This window comes from Nocardia sienata NBRC 100364 (genome assembly GCF_001613205.1).
GTDB classification, from domain to species: domain Bacteria; phylum Actinomycetota; class Actinomycetes; order Mycobacteriales; family Mycobacteriaceae; genus Nocardia; species Nocardia sienata.
The window spans coordinates 72714-93352 of the sequence record NZ_BDBX01000008.1; the positions used below are offsets into that span (position 1 = coordinate 72714).

The following is a 20639-nucleotide window of genomic DNA, read 5'->3' on the forward strand; positions in this document are numbered from 1 at the left end:
ACTCTGTCACACGGTGCCGACGGTGCACCTCTTCGGTCGCGAACACAATGGAACGACTGAGGAGGTCCACCATGGCGACTGCACCGCAGCCTGTCGTCGGCGATGCGCTCACGGATCGCTTTCTCGGCTACCGCGAGCTGCTGTTCTCGATGGTCTACACCATGCTCGGCAGTGTTGCCGACACCGAGGATGTGCTGCAGGAGGTATGGCTGGCGTGGGCGGCTCGGCATCGCAGCCCCGATGCCGAGCCGGTCGAGAATCCCCGCGCCTACCTCGTGCGGGTCGCGGCGAACACAGCACTCGCCCGGCGGGCCGAACTGAACCGCAGGCGCGAGACCTACGTAGGCCAGTGGTTACCGGAGCCCTTGGTGGCCGGCGCCGACGACGCGAGTTCGGGTCTCGAGCGCACGGAGTCGTTGTCGATGGCGTTGCTGGTGGTACTGGAGACGCTGTCGCCCTTGGAACGCGCCGTCTTCGTCCTGCACGATGTGTTCGGATTCGGACATCCGGAGATCGCGGGGATCCTGGACCGCTCCCCGGCCGCCGTCCGGCAGCTGGCCAGCCGCGCCCGCCGCCACGTCCATGCCCGCCGGCCGCGCCAGAAGGCCGCGCCGGAGGTGCATGCCCAGGTCACCGAGCGGTTTGCTGCCGCGGCCCTCGGCGGTGACTTACCGGCGCTGCTGGAGGTGCTGGCACCGGAGGTGACCCTGTGGACCGACGGCGGAGGTAAGGGTCCGGCGACCAGCCTGCGGCCGGTCCACGGGCGCGACGCGGTCGCCGCGCTGTTCGTCTCGGTCGCCGCGACTGTGACCGCGCGGCTGGACATCCGCTACCGCCGGGCCGGGGACGATCCGTGTGCGCTGGTGTTCACCGGGGACAGTCCACTCGCGGTGGTCGTGGTGGACCTCGCGCCCGAGGACGACCGGATCACCGCTATCTACTCGATCACCAACCCCGACAAGCTGAGCGGCATCCGGTGACCGCCGTATCGTCGCCGGCGTCCGCGCAACGCATCCCTGCGAGGTGGCCGGTCCATTTGTTGCGCGCCGCGACAACCGGTGTGTCGGTCCTGGTCCTGATGCAGGCCGCGTTGGCGGGCAGCTTCCTGTCCGGCGGATTCGAAGCATTGGCCGCGCACGCCCGTAACGGCGGACTTACGGGGCTGCTGCTGATCGTGCAGACGGTCGCGGCGTTCACCTGCGCCCGGAAGGGGCTGGCGACCCGGCAACCGGTGCTGGCGAGTGTGGTGCAGCTGGTAATCGTGGGTGTGTTGTTTCCGCTGGGTGAACAGCGGATCCTGGTCGCTCACGTGCCGCTGGCGGTACTGCTCACCGTGGGCGTGCTGCAGACCACGCACACCGCTTGGCGGCGGACCCCGCTGGAACCGGAGCACTCGCGATGACCCGGCGGATGACGCGGCGCGGGTTCCTCGGTACGGCGGCGACGGTTGCCGGGGTGGCCGCCGCCGGCTGGGCCGGCGGCGCCCACCTGCTGGCGCCCGGGCGGCCGGAACTGATCCTGCCCAGTGAACTACCGCTACCGGCCCGATTCCGGACGCCGTTACCGATACCCCGGGTCCTCGACCCGGTCCGGCGGACGGCCGAAGCCGATCACTACGAGATCACCCAGCGAATCGCCGACCTCGAGATCGTCCCCGGCTACCGGACCCCGGCCTGGACCTACGACGGAAGTTTCCCCGGACCGACCATCGTGTCCCGCTCGGGCCGCCGTACGGTGGTGCGCCATCGCAACGAACTACCCCGGCCCACAGTCGTACATCTGCACGGCGGGCACACCCCGGCCGACAGCGACGGATACCCGATGGATGTGACGGTACCGGTGGGACACGAGCGATCCGCAGCGCATGCCGGGCATACCGGCCTGCGGCCGGTCGCCCACGGCCACCGTGACTACAGCTATCCGAATTCCCAGCGCGCGGCGACGCTCTGGTACCACGATCACGGTCACGGGGTCACCGGTTACATGGTGTGGCAGGGGCTGGCGGGCTTCCATCTGGTCCGCGACGACGAGGAGGAGGCGCTCGGCCTGCCCGATGGTGAGCACGATATCCCGCTCATGATCACCGACCGAGCCTTCGCCGCCGACGGATCGTTCCGCTACCCGCTCGCCGATCCACAGCTGCACTCCCACGGTGTGACCGAGGCCTATATGAACGGTGTGCTCGGCGATGTCATCCTGGTCAACGGCGCACCCTGGCCCGTATCACCCGTGGAAGCGACCCGGTACCGCTTCCGGTTGCTGAACGCCTCCAACGCCCGGCGCTACCGCCTGGAGCTGGACCCGCCGCCACCCGGTGGGGCCGCCCTGGTGCAGATCGGCAGCGATGGTGGGTTGCTCTCGCGCCCGCTTGCGCTCGACAGCATCGACGCCGCCCCGGCCGAACGATTCGATATCGTCGTCGACTTCGCCCGGTACCGTCCCGGTACCCGGGTGCGGCTGGTGAACCGGCTCGGTAGCGGTCCGATCGGCGAGGTCATGTGTTTCGAGGTCACCGGCCCGGTCCGCGATTCACCGCCGCTGCCCGACCGTTTGAGCAGCGAACCATATCTCGACCCGGGCCGGGCGGTGACCACCCGCAACTTCCATTTCCAGCTCCGGCCCGACCACGGCTGGACCATCAACGGGCGGCCGTACGAACCCGGCCGGGTCCTGGCACGTCCTCGCCTCGGCACCACCGAGATATGGCGTCTGGTCAGCGATTTCCGTCATCCGGTGCACATACACCTGGATCCGTTCGTGGTTCTGGCCCGCAACAACCGCGCACCCGGGCCGTTCGACTCCGGGTGGAAGGACACCATCGATATGAATCCCGCCGAAGCGGTCGAGATCGCCGTCCGATTCACCGAGCATCCCGGTACCTACATGCTGCACTGCCACAACCTCGAGCACGAGGACATGTCCATGATGGCCGATTTCGTCACCGAGGAATAATCGATGTCGCAGGACAACGCAATACTTCTGTCCGCCACCGGACTCCGCACCGACCGCCGGTCGGCGCCGCTGGGTATCGACAACCCGGTGCCCGAATTCTCCTGGCTCATTACCGCTGCCGAGGACGATCGAGCGGCGCAGGTCGCCTATCTGATCGAGGTATCGTCTTCCCCGGATTTCGGCGCGGATACGGTGTGGCACAGCGGGCGGGTCGAGTCGGCGCTGCCCTACGGTGCGCAGTACCAGGGTCCACCGCTGCGGTCACGGTGCCGTTATCACTGGCGGGTTCGCCTGGTGGACGCGCGCGGCCGGTGCGGGGCCTGGAGCGAGCCGGCCTGGTTCGAAACCGCTGTGCTGGATCCGGGACTGTGGTCCGCACAATGGATTTCGGCGGCGCCCGCGACACTACCCGACCCGGATGCGGCCGTTTATCTACGCGGTACCGTCGAACTGACCGAAGAGGTCGTGCGTGGCCGAGCCTACGTGAGCGGGCTGGGCTGGTATCGATTCTTCGTCAACGGTCGCGATCTGACCGGCCCCGCGCTCGTGCCGCGATGGACACCGTTCGACTCGATCGTGGAGTATCGAACCTACGATGTCTCGCACGACTTCCGGCGCGGACGCAATGTGGTCGCGCTGGCGCTCGGCGACGGCCGCTACCGGGGACGTATCGGGATGAGTGCCCGGCGCGCGGTCTACGGGGATCGCCTGGCCGGATTCGCGCAGCTCGAACTGGAACTGGCCGACGGTCGCACTGTCGGCGTCGTGACAGATCAGAGCTGGTACGGCGGTCCGGGAGCCATCCGCGCTGCGGATCCGATGCTCGGCGAGCGCCGTGACCTGCGCATCGGCGACGACGACTGGCTCCGCGACGACGACCCGCCCGCGCGCATGGCGCCGGTCGAGGCGCTGCCGCAGGCCTCTCGTTCCCTGGTGGCAGAGGAGCTCCCACCGGTACGCGCGATCGAAACGATGGCCCCGCGGACGATCACCCGGCTCGCGTCGGGTGCGCAGATCGTCGACTTCGGCCAGAATTTCGCCGGGGTGGTGCGCATCAAGCCGGCCGGCCGTCGCGGAACACGAATACGGCTCACCCACAGCGAGCTGCTCACGCCCGCCGGGGAACTCGATCTGACCTATCTCGACGCGCCGCCCATGATGAAGGTCGCTCCGGAACGCGACGAGGTGATCCTCGGGGGCCACGACGAGTGGTTCCAGCCCTGGTTCACCATCCACGGGTTCCGCTATCTCGAGGTCGACGGACTCGAACCGGACCTCGAGGTGGACGACGTGCAGGGGGTGGTGTTGTCTTCCGACCTACCGGTGACCGGCACCTTCGAATGCTCCGATGAGCGGCTGAACCGCCTGCAACGCAATGTGTTGTGGAGCCTACGGTCGAACTTCACCGACACCCCGACCGATTGCCCCACTCGTGAGCGATCCGGTTGGACCGGTGACCTCCAGGTTTTCGCGCCCACCGCCGCCCTGTTGGTCGACGCGCCCGGTTACCTGAACCGGTACCTGCGCAATCTGGCGATCGAACAGTTCCCCGACGGTACCGTCCCGCCGTTCGTGCCCAGCGAAGCGTCCACGTTCAGCGGTGGTCCGGGCCGCCTCGCACGGATCACGGCGACCGCGGTCGGTTGGGGGGATGTCGCGGTCGTGCTGCCGTGGACGATCTACCGATACTACGGCGACACAGCGGTATTGAGACGCCGTTACTCCAGTATGCGGCGGTGGGTCGGCTACCTGGAGCGCGCCGCGGCGACGAAACGTTCCCCGACGCGGTGGCTGCGCAAACGGGTCGGCGCGAAGGAGCGCTACATTCTCGACGCCGGCTTCCACTGGGGTGAGTGGATGCGTCCGGGTGAGTCGTTCACGGCCCTGGCACGTGACCTGCTGTGGCACCGGCCGGTGGTCGCGACGGCCTACTTCGCGCATTCCGCGATGGTGCTGTCGCGCATCGCCGAGGTGATCGGAGCGGCCGACGACGCCGAGTACTACGCCGAGCTGTCCGGATGTATCAAGGATGCGTGGCGATCCGCGTTCGTCCGGCCGGACGGCCGGATCGGGGCGGACAGACAGGACGACTACGTCCGTGCGCTGGCATTCGATCTGCTCGCCCCGCGGCAGCGTCCGGCCGCGGTCCAACGATTGGCGTGGCTGATCGAACAGGCGGACTGTCATATCGGTACCGGTTTCCTGAGCACGCCCATGATCCTGTCGGTGCTCGCCGCCGAAGGCCGCGCCGATCTGGTCTTCGGGCTGCTGTTGCAGACGAGCGCGCCCTCGTGGTTACACCAGGTGGAACAGGGTGCGACCACGACCTGGGAGACCTGGGACGCCTATCGCCGCGACGGCAGCGGCAAGGGCTCGCACAACCACTACGCATTCGGAACTGTCGTTCAATGGCTGATCGAAGGGCTTGCCGGTATCACCCCCGGCGAGCCGGGCTATCGCGTCGTCCGGGTGCAGCCCACTGTCGGCGGCGGCCTCTCGCACGCGTCGGCATCGGTCACCACTCCGTTCGGGGTCGCCCGCAGCAGCTGGCGATCGGATGGCGACCGGGTGCACCTGGAGGTGACGATTCCGCCCGGCGCGACCGGTGATATCCGGCTCGGCGACGGCCGGGTCGAACACGTGGGCTCCGGGTCCCACGAATTCGAATGGTTCTCCTCATGAACGCGACAGTTCGGTGGCCTTCATGTCACATCCGGCCGACTCGAGATCTCTATGCCATTACCCGGAACGGTTCCGGGATGAACATCAGGAGCGATGATGACCAGTTCCGATATCGGTGCCTCCACTACCGGTGACAAGGCCCTGCTCGTCCGGCACGAGGACGCCGAGACACTGGACACCATGGGTGTGCGGCTCTACGCCGACCACGATATGACCGGCGGAAAACTGAGCGCGAACCGGGCGTTCCTGCCCGCCGGCGCGCAGGGCCCACCACCGCATTATCACTCGACCTCCGCCGAACTGTTCTACATGCTCGACGGGCGGTTGCGCGTATTGGCCGGCGAGGAGATCCACGAGATCGGCGCCGGCGATTTCCTGCTGATCCCGCCGAATACGACGCACGCATGGGCCGCCCCCGCGCATTCCTCGGCCGACGTCCTGGTCGTCTTCACCCCGGGTATCGAACGGTTCGACTATTTCCGGTTGGGTGACCGGATCCGCAAGGGCTTGGCAGACCCGGCCGAGATACTCGAGACCCAGGAACGGTTCGACAACCATTTCGTCGACAGCCCGATCTGGCGGCAGGCGTCCCACGCCGACAGCCGCGGCCGGCTGGACGAGGAGGCGCACCGCAGTGATTTCCTCGCCAGCGAGGTTCTCCGGGTTCAGCCGGGCGGGGCCTCCGGGCCCGGTACCGGCCAGGGCTGATCGGCCTCGGCGGCACCGGCGGGGCCGGTGTCCCGGCACCTGCCACACCGGACCGAGGCGAAGCTCGGTTCCGAGCGGAATCGGGCACCCGTCGGCATCGGTACCCACCGATGCCGGCGGGGCGCCGTGGTGGTGAGTCCGCGCGAGATGTCTGTGCGGACCTCGGGGAAAACGTGGCTGTTACGCCGGCGCACCTCCGCCGGCGGCGTATTTGTTCATGTAGACACCGATGAAATGGGCTCGCAAGAGATCCCCGTACGTCTGCCCGGTGCCGCCGGCGATTTCGTCCATATTGTGCATCCGGCCGATCAGCGCTATGGCCTGCTCCCTGGTCATGGCGCCGTCGACGACCTCCTCGTAGATGAGTTCGTATTCGGAGAAATGGCGGCCACCGACTTGGATGCGGGGTCCGCCGTTGCGTTCGATCTCCAGAAGTACCTCCGCACCGAACAGCTTGGCCTCGCCTTCGTCCTTCAGAGCCTCGTCGGTGTTACGCTCCGCCCAATCGCTCTCATTCTCCCCGTGATAGGGCAATTCACGAGGCGGATTCGGATTGGTCGCATGGCCGATTTCCTCGGCCAGGATCGAGATTGCTTTCTTGGGCTGGTTGCGCACCTCGGAGTCGACGACGATCTGCTGAGTATCTCGGTCCGCGCAGCTTCCTTCACCTGCCGGTCCGTATTCGATCGTCCAGCCGTCACGACGGGCCTGGGCCAGACGTGCGGTGAAGGTCGGTGACAGCTTCACCAGCTCGCTGACCTCCTCCCCGAGTTCGGGCACGAGCCGCCCGCGGCCCACCAGCGCCTCCGGCCGGGTGTTGAGATCGTCTGCAGCCGGTGTCGTTTCCTTCCACATCACCGTTTCCGGCCGCTCCGAGCCGGTGTTTCCGGCGCCGGATCGACCGATCCGGTCTTCGCCGATCAGGTCGACGTCGATGCTGTCATTCATACCGCCGCGCTAGGTATGAGTGGTGGGCCGGTAATACCGGTCGGCTATGCCATCGGTAGCGATGAAGAGCGAATGCTGGGTTCGTCTGAGTGCCAGGCCGAATGCTCGGGCAACTGCGTCGCTTATCATGATCGAGACTTTCGTGTGCCGATCGAATCCTGCTTTCGTGCGGGAATTCGCGGTGCCCGGACACGATACCGTGTGGTGGGTGCCCCGGCTACGGCAACGACTTCCGCTCACCGGATCCAGCAGCAGACGATGATCCGGCCCGTGTGGCGGCCGGATCGCCGGCCGGACCGGTGCGATCGGGCAGGGTGGTGATCGCGTGCACAGGGCAGTCCAGCAGGGCACGGGTCACCGCGGGTTCGTCCGTGGGCGCGATGGCCGGGCTCCCGGCCAGTGAGGCATAACCCCAGTCGTCGAGGGAGAAGAGCTCGGGTGCGTATTTCGCGCAGATCCCGAATCCGTCGCAGAGTGTGCGGTCCAGCTTGATCTTCACAGCAGCGCTTCCATTTCCACCCGGTAGGGGGCGTGGTCGGTCGCGGGCCCGGCCGCGCAGTCCGGGCACCGATTGTCGAGGTGGGCGGCTACCTCGTCCGGGAACCGGTCCAGCAGGCCGGCCGCGGTATTGCAGGCTGCGTCCAGGGTGCCGCAGGCTCCGCGCCCCCGCAGCACTGTCGACCAGCGGCGCAACCGTCGCACATCATCGTCGCCGGCCCGGCCATCGGCCAGCGCGGCGGCGACCGCTGCCATGGCCGCGGTCCCGTTGAAACAGGATCCGCACTGTCCGGCGTTCTCCCGATCGAAATAGTTCAGAATTCCCGCGGCCACCGCCACCGGGCATTCCGTGGTGAGGAGGGCGATCGCCCCACACCCCAGGCCCGCGCCCGCGCGACGCAGGGTTTCGTGGTCCAGGGTGAGCTCCAGCACGCTCCGGTCCAGCAGGCCGGTGAAGTAACCACCGATCAGAGCTCCACGCACCGCGGACGCCGCGATACCGTGCAGGGCGAGCAGATCCGCGAACGCGATACCGTGCGGCAACTCATAGAGCGTGGGCGGGTGACCGGCAGCGGTGACCGTGGCCAGGAAGGTGCCGGGGGAGAGCGCGGTGCCGGCGGCCCGGTACGCGTCGGCTCCCCAACGGTCCAGGAACGGCAGATTGGCCAGCGTCTCCACATTGCTCACCAGCGTCGGCAGCCCCGCGACACCGGCTTCGAAGGGACGCGGGGGTTTGTCGGTCGGCTTGGCCGGTCCACCGTTGATCGCCTGGACCGCGGCGGTCTCCTCGCCCGCCACGTACCCGGGATCGACCCGCACCACGGCGACCTCCGGGCCGTCGGGCAGTCCGCCACCGAGTTCCTCCAGCGCCACGGTGACACACCGCGCGGCTTCGGGATCGGAGACATAGACGTATCCGCGCCGCGCACCCACCAGTGCGGCGGCCAGCCGCAAACCGTCCAGAACCAGGTGCGGGCGGCGACGCAGGAGCCACCGATCCTTGAACGACGCGGGTTCGCCCTCCTCGCCGTTGGCCACGACCACCGTTTCGGTCCACCCCGGGGGCGCGCCCGCGCCCATCCGGCTGCCGCCACGTACACCGGCAACCTTCACCGCGAACGGGAATCCCGCGCCACCCCGGCCGCGCAACCCGCTGCGTTCGACCTCATCGGCCAGCGCCGCGACCGAGCCGACCGGGCGGTAGCCGCCCCGGCCCCGGTATTCGTAGGCGCTCTCCGTCCCGCCGCCGGTGAGTAACAGGCGTGGATCGCTACCGGGGTAGGGGACCACGGTGAGGCCCCTGGCCGACGAGAAGATGTGCTGCATCGTCCCTCCTGAGTGGGCGCGGCGGTCCGGCCGCGGGTATGGGTCGCAGCGCCGCGGTCGCCGCGTATGGGCCGAACCCACTTGCGCCCATTAGGCTGAACCGCATGCGAACTGCGGTGCTGCGGGTGAACGTGGACCCGGCCGGTGAACTGGCCGCCGACTCGCTGGTCCGGGGTATGGCCGAGCTGGCCGCGGGTCTCGCCGAATCCGGCGCCCGGCTCCTGGACCGGGACCTGACCGCCGCCCCGCGCGCTCGCCGGGAACTGCAGGTGCTGCTGGATACCGACGACGCCGCGGCCGATACCGAACGGGTGGTCGCGGAGTGCGCGCGGGTGTTCGGTACGGCGGCGGTGCCGGGCGTGATCACGTACGTGAGTCGCGGTACCGATGCCGACGCCCACGGGGTCCTCGCGGGATTCGGGCTCACCGGGGAGATCGTCCGGATGCCGGGTACCGAAGGTTACGACATCCTCCAGGTGCTGCTGCGCGAATCCGATCTGGAGCGAGTTCCGGAGAGCCGGATCCACACCGCGCTGGAGGCTTCCACCAATTGCGAGGTCCGGATCCGGACGGTCTGAGGGCGCGGGCGGTCCGCTCATCGCTCGTCCAGGAATTTCAGGATCTGCGGCGCCGCCAGCACCCAGGTGTCGAACATGTTGTACTGCTGCACCCGGCCCTGGGCCCGATCTTCCATCGCCCGCTCCCAGGCGTCCTCGGGCCACGGCGGATCGATGAGGGTGGAGCCCTCGATCAGGCAGCTCACCTCGAGCGAGGTCCGTTTGGGATGATCCAGATCGTTCGCCCCGCCCCGGATGATGAGTGTGGGCACCCGAATCCGTTCGAACATCTCGTCGTCCACGCCCGGTATCGTCTGTCCCGGTTTCGGTACATAAGCGTTGAGCCAGCGCAGCGAGAGCTTCACGAACTCTCCCGGGTCCAGCGCCCGCAGCCGTTGCTCGTTGTCCGGGTTCTCGGCGATCCGTTCCCGCCACTCCCGCATCCGCAGCAGTCCCTCGACGCCCAGCCCCCGTACCGCCTGCAGGCCGGGCAGCACGTAATAGGCACCGAGATTGAAGGTGCCGTAGACCCCGCCGACGATATTCCACAGCACGAGATCGGTGACCAGCTCCGGATACAACATGGTGGTGAGCATCGAATCGCGGGCGCCACCGGAACCGCCGGCCAGGATCACCGGACCGGTACCGAGTTCGGCGAGCATTCCGGCCAGGGTCTCGGCACGCATATGCGATTCGGTCTGCCCGAAGAACTGGATATCGGAGGCGCCGCAATTGGGCCGGTCCCACAGCAGTACCCGGTACCCGCCGCCGGCCAGTGCCTCGGCCAGCGGCCGGAGCCCGGGAGTGTTCTTGCTGTAGCGGCCGCCGGGGGTGAGCACGATGAGATCACCGGTCGCGCCGAGTATCTCGTAGACGACCTTGCCGCCGTTCACCGTTACCGCGGGCATTGCACACTCCTGGAAGGTTCGGGGAGTGGACCGGCATGGGCACTCCCGCGGCCGGCGAAAACGGGCCGGCCGGGTCGTCGTAGGTATCCGGCGGTGCCGGATCAGGCGGTGACCAGCACGTCGCCGCCGACCACCCGCACCGGGTAGGTGCGGATACTCCATTCGGGTTTCACCGCGGTGGTACCGGTGGCCAGTTCGAAACCCCATTGGTGCCACGGGCAGTAGATGAATTCGTTGTCGCGCACCATGACCGAATCACCGGGGACCGATTCGTCGACCACCGTGCGTCCGCGCGCCCGGCCCGCGCACAGCGGGCCGCCCTCGTGCGGGCAATAGTTCGCGATGGCGTAGAAGGTGCCGTTGACGTTGTAGACACCGACCCCGTGCCGGCCGATCGGTACCACCTTGGAGGATCCGGGCGGGATCTCGTCCACGGTCGCCACCACGTGTTCGCGGCCCTGGGCGAGCCGGATCCGTTCGCCTGCGGCTGCCCCGGGATGTCCGGTGCTCGCCGACTGTGCGTCCTCGTCTTCGCCACTCACCGCGGCCCGCTCGACCGGGCCGGGTGTCTCGATTCCCTCCGCCATCAGTGGACCCGCATCTGTCCGGGCAGCGCCGGCACGGTTTCCGGCAGATGGTAGGTCTCGATACCGTTGCGGAACATGACGTTCTCCCGGGCCGCGGGCGGCAGATGTTTCACCAGCCAGCGCGGGTCGTCGAAGGTCCAGTGCGGATAGTCCGAGGAGTACAGCAGGATCTTGTCCGCTTCCATCCATTCGAACGCCCGGGTGAGCTCGGTCTTGTCCTCCGGGTAGTCCAGCGGCTGGGTGGTGAACCTGATGTGTTCCTTCACATATTCGGAGGGCTTCCGCTCGAGCGACATGAACGACCCGCGGGCCGCGTAGATCGCGTCCATCCGCCACATGAGCGGCAGGATCCAGGTGAACGCGTGCTCCACGAAGACGATGCGCAGCGCCGGGAACCGGTCGAACACCCCGTCGAAGATCAGGCTCATGATCTGATTCGCCGCCAGCAGCGAGTAGGTGACCATGAAATCGTGGTTGTAGCTGGGAAAACCGACCGGCGGCATGGGCATGGTCTCGTAGGCGCCACGACTGAGATGGCAGCTCACCGGCAGATCGTGTGCCACCGCGGCGGCCCAGATCGGGTCGTAGCGGGTATCTCCCCACGACGGGCGGGGTTCGGCCTTGATGAGGATCTGCGCCATGTATTCGTGCCCGGCCCAGTGCTCGATCTCGGTGACCGCGGCCCGCGGATCGTCGATGGCCACACAGATCGAACCGCGCCACCGCCGATGCCAGTTGTTGTGCGTGTCCAGCCATTGCGCGTCCAGCCAGCGGTTCACGGCGGTGGCCATCGCGGCCGTCGCCTCGGGCAGCCGGGTCGCCTTCACTGTTGGTTCGAGGATGACGATATCCGAGCCGGCCTCCATGATGAGCTGGCGGAACGCCATATCCGGGTCGCTTCCGGGGAACTCACCGTTCGCGGGGAAGGTGTCCACCCGCATGGCCTTGGAATGGGCGTAGTCCGGCGCGTCGTAGATGATGGTGTCGCCGACGCGATGGCTGAGGAAGAACGATGTACGCCACGGTTCCGGAATATGGTCCACCAGATCGCCCCGGCGGGGGACCGGATGGACATCGGAATCGACGACGCGTACCGGAACCAGTTCGGTGGAGGGGACCCGCGTCAGGTCCTGTGCGGTGGTCATTGCGCCTCCTCGAGCACTATCGCGGATTCGGCCGCCCGCAGCAGCATCAGCCGACCGCGGTGACCGCGTCGATATCGATGCTGTACAGGGCGGCGGCATTACGCCAGTAGAGCTTTTCGCGCTGCTGCGGGGTCAGCGCGGCGGGCAGGGTATCGGTATCGCCGCTGTGCCAGTGCGGATAACTGGACCCGAACATCACCATGTCGTCCTTACCGGTGAAGTCCAGCCATTCGGCGGCGTAGGGGGCATCGCCGGGGCCGTCGATCGTGGCGTGCACGAAGTACACGTGGCCGGGCAGATAGTCGCTGGGCATCCGCGGTGCCCAGGGGGTCTGTTCGAGGTGGGGCCGGCCGAAGGTGTCCATTCGCCAGGTGAACGGGGTCAGCAGATCGGCGCCGCCGTCGGCCCAGACGAATTTCAGTCCCGGGTACCGCTCGAATACGCCCTCCGCGATCATGTTCATGAGGTGGTAGAGGTAGTTCAGCCCCGTGAACCCGTAGTACTGCTCGTAGGTCCGGGTGTGCCCCGACGGGGTGGGCGGCAGACCGATGCTCTCACCGGTCTCGAGATGCGCGGCGACCGGCAGGTTCGCCGCCGCGGCAGCCTCCCATAGGGGCCAGAACTGCGGTTTTCCGTATACTTCGCGCGATTGCAGTGGGATCCCGAGCTGCACGATCTGCGGATGGTCGCCGAGTCGATCGATCTCGCGCAGCGCTCCACCGATATCCTCGGGATTCACCCGCAGCGTGCCGCGGAAACGATCGCGGTAGGTACCGCTGTCGAGCCACCGCGACACCATCATGTCGTTGTGGGCGGACAGGACCGCGGTGGTCAGATGCCGGTCGGGCAGGATACCGCGGGTCATCGGATGCAGGATCGCGACATCCACGCCGCGCTCTTCGAAGAGCTGCTGCCCGACGAATTCCGGATCCGATCCCGGATAGCCACGATGCGGTCCGCGCGCGCCCTTCACGTACTCGCCACCGGGCGCGCCGTACCAGTCCATTTCCGCGTCCGGGATACCGCGGCTCTTGAAGGGTTCGTTCAGGTAGGAGCGCATATCGTCGTTGGAGCGGAAGAAGATGTGCACGCTGGTATCGATCACCGGAGTGCGGGTGCCGTCGGGCAGGTCCTGCATCGCGATCACCTCGTCGGAAAAGAGTTACCGGCCGAACCCCGCGGTCCCGGCCGGTACCGTGCGGTCAGTAGTCGATCACTGCGGCGCCGGGCCGCTCGGTCACCGGGGCGGCCAGGCCCTGTTCGTCGCAGATCCGCTGCAGGTGATCGAGGGTTTCGTCCAGGCCGGGACCGAGCCGCTTACCGGGGGTGAAGGTGGCCGGCAGGTTCCGCATGCCCTGGATGACGCCGATGGTGTCGTAGTGCACCGTGCCCGCCGGATCACAGGTGTAGTCCGGCATCCGGTCCAGTACCGCCAGCAGCATGGACTTGAACACCGTGCGCGCGACATTCGAACCGATGCACCGGTGTACGCCGAGACCGAAGCTGAAGTGCCGGTTGCCCTTTCGATCGAGCACGATATCGTCGGGGTCCGGGAAGATGGATTCGTCGCGGTTGGCCATCGCCCAGGACAACCAGAGCCGTTCGCCCTCGTGGAACTCGGTGTTCTGGTAGGTGCAGTCCTCGGCGATGGTACGGCCGTCACCGGGGGCGGGGGTGAAATAGCGGAGGAATTCCTCGGTGGCCGAGTCGAGCAGTTCGTCGCGATCGCGGCTCAATTCCGCGCGCTCCTCGGGATTCTCCGACAGCCACTCCAGCGAATGCGCGGTAAGCGCGGTGGTGGTGTCGAAACCGCCGCCGATCAGCAGGCCGATCATCCCGAGCAGTTCCATATCGGGGGCGGGCTCACCGTCGATGCGCAGTTCGGTGAGCGCTTTGATCAGGCCCGGCCGCGGGTCGGTCTTGGCCTCGTGCAGGCTGGTGAGGATATCGATACCCATGGTCCGGTGCATTTCGGCGACCCGCGCGGCATCGGGGGAATCCTCGGGGGTGTACACCGAGGCGTGCACCGGATCGCTGTACACCGACCACTTCTTCAGGGGGATACCCAGCATGGCCAGGGTCAGCACCGCGGGCACGATATTGGCCAGATCGTCCACGAAATCGATCCTGCCGGTTTCGATCTTCTCGTCCAGGCAGGCCCGCACGATCTCGTCGATGAAGGGCTGCCAGCGCTTGACCGCGGCCGGTGACAGGTACGGGTTGAGCACGGACCGGTAGGTGCGGTGTTCGGGCTCGTCCATCTCCAGCATGCCGCCGCGGACCATGGCGGCGCGGCGCGGTTTGGGAATGGAGATGCCCTGGTAGCCGCGACGCTCGTTGTGCACGTCGTGATCGACCGAGACCTCCGGGCAGCGGGCCAGTTCGAAGACGGCGTTACCGCTGGCGGCGACCCAGTGCCCGTCGTAGGTGTCGGTCCACGCCACCGGGCATTTCGCGTGCATCTCGTGGGTGATCTCGGTGAACTGCTCGCGGTATTCGGGGGTGTGCCGATCGAAGTGGTACCGGTTCTGCTTGCGCTGGTCGTTATCGGTTGATGTCACGGTCTCTAGTCCCTCTGCTGGTCACTGGGGGCGGCGAACCTTCGCCGGGGCCCGGAACTCTGCGCCGCTCCGGGAGTCGGGTGCCGACTCGCCACCGGTGTGGCGGCGCGCGCGACGATCGCCCGCGTGCGCGCGCCGCCGGCACCGGCGTGGCCGGGCGGGGTCAGAGTTTGTGGTCGTACCACTTCAGGTAGCCGCCGGCGTCGACGCGCAGCTGCATACCGGTGACGAAGCGGGCTTCGTCGGAGACGAGGAACAGGATGGCGTTGGAGATGTCGACCGGCTCGATCCACGGCGTCTTCATGGCCTGCTGGACATAGAAGGCCGGTTCCGCGTCGGCGCGGGTCGGGTTCTCCAGATCCGGCCGGAACGAGCGGTACATCGGCTCGCTCTGCAGCATGTCGGTGTTGCAGTTGGTGGGGTGGACCACATTGGCGCGGATACCGCGGGTGGACAGGTGCCGGGCGATATCGAAGACGTAGTACGACAGGGCGCGCTTGGAATGCACGTAGGCCATACCGCCGAGGTCCGAGCCGGGGTTGTCGACCTTGCTGGTGTCCACCATCGCCGCGGTGGAGCCGGTGGCCACGATGGAGGCGCCCTCGCCGAGATGGGGGAGTGCGACCTGGATGGCATTGATGGTGCCGACCAGGTTCGTGTCGATGACATCGGTCCACGCCTGGATATCCGGTTTGCCCTTCATACCCGCGACGCCGGCCTGGGCGATCACGACATCGAGCTTGCCGAACTCCGCGACGCCCGCATCCAGCGCCGCTTTCAGGGCGACGGCGTCACGGACATCGGTCCGGGACGCGATGATGCGGCGACCGGTCTTCTCGACCAGGCGCACGGTTTCCTCGAGATCCTCGGGCGAGGCCAGCGGGTAACCGATGGTCGACAGGTTCTGGCAGAGGTCGACCGCGATGATGTCGGCGCCTTCTTCGGCCAGTCGTACGGCGTGGCTTCGGCCCTGACCACGTGCGGCGCCCGTGATGAATGCGACTTTGCCTTCGACACGTCCCACAGCATTCCCTTTCGATCTGTTTTCGGGAGCCACCTGCCCGGTGCGCCGGACCGCCGGGAGCGGCCGCGGGCGCGGGGCAGGGTGCGCGGCGAGCGCCGCGCGTCGATCCGGCCGCGGCCCCGATTCGGTGTCGACCCGGCACCGCCGGGTACCGGCTGCGGACATACGGCTGTTCTCGTATGCGAAAAGAACTGCGTTTTCGCACACGAGAACGGTACTCTACCTTTGGGCTCGGCGGCAAGGCTTAGCAAGAAGCCTGGTCGATGGACCGATTCCGGCCGGTGTGGCAATTCGACTGCTGGGAAGCGGTTATAGGTGCTGCGCGCTGGATGCCTGAGGCGATTTTATCGCTCGCCTCCTTGGAGAATTACATTTTCACCAGTCGGCGGATACGACTCCGACGCGCTCGCGTGGGTGCCTCGTACGGGGTGCCGAGCATCCCGCCGGCGCGGAAGGGGTGAACCGTTATGTCCGATCGGCATATTCGAGGTGGGGTCCGGTGACCCGGGTGGTGGCCGACGAACTGCGTGCCCGGTATATCGCCGAGGGTTGGTGGACCGGTGACACCATGGGCGATCTGCTGAGCCGCGGCCTGGCCGCCGCGCCGGCGACCGAATTCCGGGTGCATTCCGAGGTGCGGCCCTGGCGGGGAACGTTCGCCGAGGTCGAACGGGTGGCCCGGCGGCTGGCCGCGGGTCTGCGGGCCCGTGGTGTCGGCCCCGGTGATGTAGTGGCGTTCCAGCTGCCGAACTGGATGGAAGCCGCGGCGACCTTCTGGGCGGCGTCGTTCCTGGGCGCCGCGGTGGTGCCGATCGTGCATTTCTACGGGCGCCGCGAGCTGGGCCATATCCTGCGGGTCGCCCGGCCGAAGGTTTACATCACCATGGCCGAGTTCGGCCGTACCGTGCACGATCCGGAGGTCTGTGCCGAGGTGCCCATCATCGGGGTGGTGGGGCGCGATTTCGACGATCTGCTCGCCGGCGAGCCCATGCCGGGCGTGCTGCCCGCCGACCCGGCGGGCCCCGCGCTCATCGCCTTCACCTCCGGGACGACGAGCGCGCCCAAGGGTGTCGTGCACAGCCATCAGACCCTCGGCTGTGAAACGTTGCAGCTCGCCGAACGCAACAGGGAGGACCGTGGAGATCAGCTGACCGCCACCCCGGTGGGTCACTTCATCGGAATGGTGGGCGCCTGCCTGCTCCCGGTGCTGCACGGCAGGCCGGTGAACCTGCTCGACGTCTGGGAGCCGGGCCGGGCGCTGGCGCTCATGCGGTCCGACGGGCTCGTGGTGGGCGGCGGCCCACCGTATTTCGTCACGAGTATGGTCGAGCACCCCGACTACACCCCGGAACATCTCGCGCATATGCGCTATGTGGGGCTGGGCGGTTCGGCTGTGCCCGCCGCCGTGACGCGGATGCTGACCGATCTGGGTGTGATCGCCTTCCGTGCCTACGGTAGTACCGAGCATCCGTCCATCACGGCCTCCGCGCTCGACGCCCCCGCGCGCGAGCGGCTCGCCACCGACGGCCGGCCCATGCCGGGTGTGGAGATAAGGATCGCCGCGGACGGCGAGATCCTCAGTCGCGGACCGGATCTGTGCCTCGGCTACACCGATCCCGAACTGACCGCGCGGGCGTTCGACGCCGACGGGTGGTATCACACCGGCGATATCGGGGTGCTGGATGCCGACGGCTGCCTGACCATCACCGATCGCAAAGCCGATGTGGTGATCCGCGGCGGCGAGAACGTGGGCGCACGGGAGGTCGAGGATGTGCTCGACGCCATGCCGCAGGTGGCGGAGTCGGTGGTGATCGCCCTACCCGATGAACGGTTCGGGGAGGTGGTGGGTGCGGTGCTGCGGCTGCAGCCGGGATGTGAGCTCCCGTCCCGGGCGCAGGTGCGGGCCTTCTTCGAGCGCGCCGGGGTGGCGCGGCAGAAGTTTCCGGAGCGGTTGTTCGAGGCCACGGACTTCCCACGGACCCCCAGCGGCAAGATTCAGAAACATTTGATCCGAGAGGGTATTGCGGCATCCATCCTGCGAGAATAGTATTCTCGAAAAGGGAGATTAGCGTTTTACTCGCGCCGGTTCCGGCCCGTGCTCCGCACGGCAGCCCGCCGGGTCCGGCGCCTCTCCGCCTGCTCGCCGAAAGGACAGCGCAGTGCCATCGCATCAGCCATCGGCTGCCGAATCCGATCAGTCGAACACCTGGGACGAGGAGGCCGACGTAGTCGTGCTGGGCAGCGGAGCCGCCGGGCTCACCGCGGCGCTCGCCGCGGCCGTCGAAGGAGCGTCGGTGGCACTGTTCGAGAAGGCGGCCACGGTCGGCGGAACGAGCGCGGTGTCCGGTGGACTGGCCTGGATCCCCGCGCACGCCCGGGCGGACCGCGAGCTCACCGTCGCCGACGCACTGGCCTACCTGAACGCGCAATCCCTGGATTCCATGGATGACGAACTGGTCGAGGTGTTCGTCCGCACGGGTGCGCGCATGCTCGATTTCGTCGAAGAGCACAGTGCCGTGAAATTCGAGGTGGCCGAAGGTTTTCCGGATTACAAGCCGGAGCTGCCCGGCGGTCGGCCCGCGGGCGGCCGGTCACTGGGCCCCGCGGCCTACGATTTGGCCCGCCTCGGTGAGTGGCGGGACCGGATCACCACATTCCCACTCGACTGGAGCAATGTCGGCTTCGACGCCGAGACCCGGGCCCGGCTGCGAGCGGTACTCGGTGACGCCTCGGCCGATATCTGCGTGGCGGGTCAGGCGCTGGTCGCCGGGCTGCTCGAGGGCGTACTCGCCGCCGGGATCACCCCGCGCACCGGAGCCCGGGCTGTGGAACTGCTCGCCGTGGACGGCACGGTCGCCGGGGTCCGGGTCGAGATCGAGGGCACCCGGCATACGGTGCGGGCCCGCCGCGGCGTGGTCCTGGCCACCGGCGGATTCGAATGGGATCCCCGCCTGGTCAAAGCCTTTCTGCGCGGGCCGATGACCGGCCCGGTGTCACCGCCGAACAACACCGGCGACGGGTTGCGGATGGCCATGGCACACGGCGCCGACCTCGGGAACATGGGCGAGGCCTGGTGGGTACCGGTGGTGCAGCTGCCCGGTGACACCATCGACGGCCGGCAACGCAGCCGCAGTGTGCGGCTGGAACGCACCCGGCCGCGCAGCATCATCGTGAACCGGGCCGGTGCGCGATTCGTCAACGAAGCGGCCGACTACAACTCCATGGCGGGCGCTTTCCACTATCTGGACCCGCGCGGCGGCTATGTGAACAACCCGGGCTGGATGGTGTTCGACGCCGAACATCTGCGCCGCTACGGATTCCTGGGTGTCGAACCCGGTGGTACGGCACCCGACTGGTTCTGCGAATCCGCCGACCTCGCCGAACTCGGCGCCCGGACCGGTATCGATCCCGAGGGGCTGCGGCGCACCGTCGCCGCCTGGAACCGGGCCGTCGCGGACGGATCGGATCCCGATTTCGGTCGCGGTGCCAGCGAATACGACGGTTACTGGGGCGACCCGGACGCGGATACCGTCGCCGGGCGCACGCTCGGGCCGATCGATACCGGCCCCTACTACGCGGTGCCGGTGACCGTGGGTGCCATGGGCACCAAGGGCGGGCCGCGGACCGATCGCGACGCCCGGGTCCGGCACGTCGGCGGTGCGGTGATCCCCGGGCTGTACGCGGTCGGCAATGCGATGGCCGGAGTGACCGGGCGCGCCTACGGCGGTGCCGGCGGGACCCTCGGGCCCGGGATGGTCTGGGGGCTACGCGCGGGCCATCACGCGGCCACCGGCGAATCGGTGAAGTACTGAGCGAATACGGGTGACCGTACGGCGTGATCGCCGCGGGCCGGGGCAGTGGACAGAGCGGAAGGTAGCAGTGTCGGAATACGAGAGTGTGTGGTGCGACCTGCAGGGTGTCGCGTTCGATCAGGGATACCTGGATGTGGCGGGGGTGCGCACGCGTTATCTGCACGCCGGCGACCGGAACAGACCGGCGCTGGTGTTCCTGCACGGGTCGGGCGGGCACGCCGAGGCCTACGTCCGGAATCTGGCGGCGCATGCCGAGCACTTCTCCACCTGGTCGATCGATATGCTCGGCCACGGGTACACCGATAAACCCGGGCATCCCCTGGAAATCGAACACTATGTGCGGCATCTGATCTCGTTCCTCGATGCCATCGGTGCCGGGCGCGCCCATATCAGCGGCGAATCGCTCGGCGGCTGGGTCGCCGCGCGGGCCGCCTACGACCATCCCGGGCGGGTCGACAAACTGGTGCTCAATACCGCGGGTGGTTCACAGGCCGATCCGGAGGTCATGCAGCGGATCATCACCCTGTCCATGGCGGCGGCCACCGACCCCACCTGGGAGACGGTGCAGGCCCGGATCAAATGGCTGATGGCGGACAAATCCAAGGATTACGCCGATATCGTCGCCAGCCGGCAGCGCGTCTACCGGCAGCCCGGTTTCGCCGACGCCATGCGCGACATCATGGCGCTCCAGGATCCGGTGATCCGGGCCCGCAATCTGCTCGGACCCCGCGAGTACGGCGGTATCACCGCGCCGACACTCGTGGTGTGGACCAGCGACGACCCCACCGCCGACGTCGCCGAGGGTAAGCGGATCGCGTCCATGATCCCGGGCTCCCGCTTCGAGGTGCTCCCGGGATGCGGGCACTGGCCGCAGTACGAGGCGCCCGCAGCCTTCGACGCACTGCATCTCGGATTCCTGCTGGGTGGTTGA

At 67.8% G+C, this 20639-nt stretch carries 18 protein-coding genes; 9 read left to right on the top strand and 9 right to left on the bottom strand.

Annotation, left to right across the window (positions count from 1 at the left end; all coding sequences use genetic code 11):
• Positions 1-71 precede the first annotated feature (71 nt).
• The 5 genes from sigJ to NS4_RS07875 all read left to right on the top strand — a co-directional run bounded on the left by sigJ (position 72) and on the right by NS4_RS07875 (position 6342).
• Complete coding sequence (sigJ, locus tag NS4_RS07855) at positions 72-980, top strand: RNA polymerase sigma factor SigJ (RefSeq protein ID WP_063058836.1); 909 nt, start codon at positions 72-74, stop codon at positions 978-980.
• A gap of 59 nt (positions 981-1039) precedes the next feature.
• Complete coding sequence (locus NS4_RS07860; RefSeq protein ID WP_157105935.1) at positions 1040-1402, top strand: hypothetical protein; 363 nt, start codon at positions 1040-1042, stop codon at positions 1400-1402.
• A complete protein-coding gene (locus NS4_RS07865; RefSeq protein WP_063058838.1) occupies positions 1399-2952 on the top strand; it encodes a multicopper oxidase family protein in 1554 nt (517 codons plus the stop codon). The genes NS4_RS07860 and NS4_RS07865 overlap by 4 nt, the downstream gene beginning before the upstream one ends.
• Before the next feature lie 3 nt (positions 2953-2955).
• Positions 2956-5634 (top strand): alpha-L-rhamnosidase, encoded by a 2679-nt coding sequence (locus tag NS4_RS07870; protein WP_063058839.1) that lies wholly within the window; start codon positions 2956-2958, stop codon positions 5632-5634.
• Between the two features lie 96 nt (positions 5635-5730).
• A complete protein-coding gene (locus NS4_RS07875) occupies positions 5731-6342 on the top strand; it encodes a cupin domain-containing protein (RefSeq protein WP_084487026.1) in 612 nt (203 codons plus the stop codon).
• Between the two features lie 180 nt (positions 6343-6522).
• Here the strand turns inward: NS4_RS07875 and NS4_RS07885 are convergent, their stop codons facing one another.
• From NS4_RS07885 to NS4_RS07895, 3 genes are all read right to left on the bottom strand, one after another.
• Positions 6523-7290, bottom strand: coding sequence for a hypothetical protein (locus NS4_RS07885; protein ID WP_063058841.1), 768 nt, complete (start codon positions 7288-7290; stop codon positions 6523-6525).
• A 217-nt stretch (positions 7291-7507) separates the two neighbouring features.
• Positions 7508-7789, bottom strand: a complete 282-nt coding sequence (locus tag NS4_RS31355; protein ID WP_084487006.1) for a ferredoxin — start codon at positions 7787-7789, stop codon at positions 7508-7510.
• Positions 7786-9114 (bottom strand): NADH-ubiquinone oxidoreductase-F iron-sulfur binding region domain-containing protein, encoded by a 1329-nt coding sequence (locus NS4_RS07895; protein ID WP_063058842.1) that lies wholly within the window; start codon positions 9112-9114, stop codon positions 7786-7788. Before NS4_RS07895 ends, NS4_RS31355 begins: the two co-directional genes overlap by 4 nt.
• Positions 9115-9218: 104 nt before the next feature.
• Here NS4_RS07895 and NS4_RS07900 point away from each other — a divergent pair, with 104 nt between their 5' ends.
• Complete coding sequence (locus NS4_RS07900) at positions 9219-9692, top strand: hypothetical protein (protein ID WP_063058843.1); 474 nt, start codon at positions 9219-9221, stop codon at positions 9690-9692.
• A gap of 17 nt (positions 9693-9709) precedes the next feature.
• On the opposite strand, the gene NS4_RS07905 is transcribed toward NS4_RS07900, so the two are convergent.
• From NS4_RS07905 to NS4_RS07930, 6 genes are all read right to left on the bottom strand, one after another.
• Positions 9710-10579, bottom strand: coding sequence for an alpha/beta fold hydrolase (locus NS4_RS07905; protein ID WP_063058844.1), 870 nt, complete (start codon positions 10577-10579; stop codon positions 9710-9712).
• Between the two features lie 101 nt (positions 10580-10680).
• A complete protein-coding gene (locus tag NS4_RS07910; protein ID WP_245665165.1) occupies positions 10681-11166 on the bottom strand; it encodes a Rieske (2Fe-2S) protein in 486 nt (161 codons plus the stop codon).
• Entirely contained in the window at positions 11166-12311 is a 1146-nt protein-coding gene (locus tag NS4_RS07915; RefSeq protein ID WP_063058845.1) for an amidohydrolase family protein, read from the bottom strand. The genes NS4_RS07910 and NS4_RS07915 overlap by 1 nt, the downstream gene beginning before the upstream one ends.
• 46 nt (positions 12312-12357) lie before the next feature.
• Entirely contained in the window at positions 12358-13449 is a 1092-nt protein-coding gene (locus NS4_RS07920) for an amidohydrolase family protein (RefSeq protein ID WP_063058958.1), read from the bottom strand.
• A gap of 64 nt (positions 13450-13513) precedes the next feature.
• The gene (locus tag NS4_RS07925; protein ID WP_063058846.1) at positions 13514-14872 is read right to left on the bottom strand and encodes a cytochrome P450; all 1359 of its coding nucleotides are present in this window, start codon (positions 14870-14872) and stop codon (positions 13514-13516) included.
• A gap of 163 nt (positions 14873-15035) precedes the next feature.
• The gene (locus NS4_RS07930) at positions 15036-15896 is read right to left on the bottom strand and encodes a mycofactocin-coupled SDR family oxidoreductase (protein ID WP_063058959.1); all 861 of its coding nucleotides are present in this window, start codon (positions 15894-15896) and stop codon (positions 15036-15038) included.
• Between the two features lie 499 nt (positions 15897-16395).
• Here NS4_RS07930 and NS4_RS07935 point away from each other — a divergent pair, with 499 nt between their 5' ends.
• The 3 genes from NS4_RS07935 to NS4_RS07945 all read left to right on the top strand — a co-directional run bounded on the left by NS4_RS07935 (position 16396) and on the right by NS4_RS07945 (position 20639).
• Entirely contained in the window at positions 16396-17943 is a 1548-nt protein-coding gene (locus NS4_RS07935; RefSeq protein ID WP_063058847.1) for an AMP-binding protein, read from the top strand.
• 112 nt (positions 17944-18055) lie between these two features.
• Complete coding sequence (locus NS4_RS07940; protein WP_063058848.1) at positions 18056-19708, top strand: FAD-dependent oxidoreductase; 1653 nt, start codon at positions 18056-18058, stop codon at positions 19706-19708.
• A gap of 67 nt (positions 19709-19775) precedes the next feature.
• Positions 19776-20639 (top strand): alpha/beta fold hydrolase, encoded by an 864-nt coding sequence (locus NS4_RS07945; RefSeq protein ID WP_063058849.1) that lies wholly within the window; start codon positions 19776-19778, stop codon positions 20637-20639.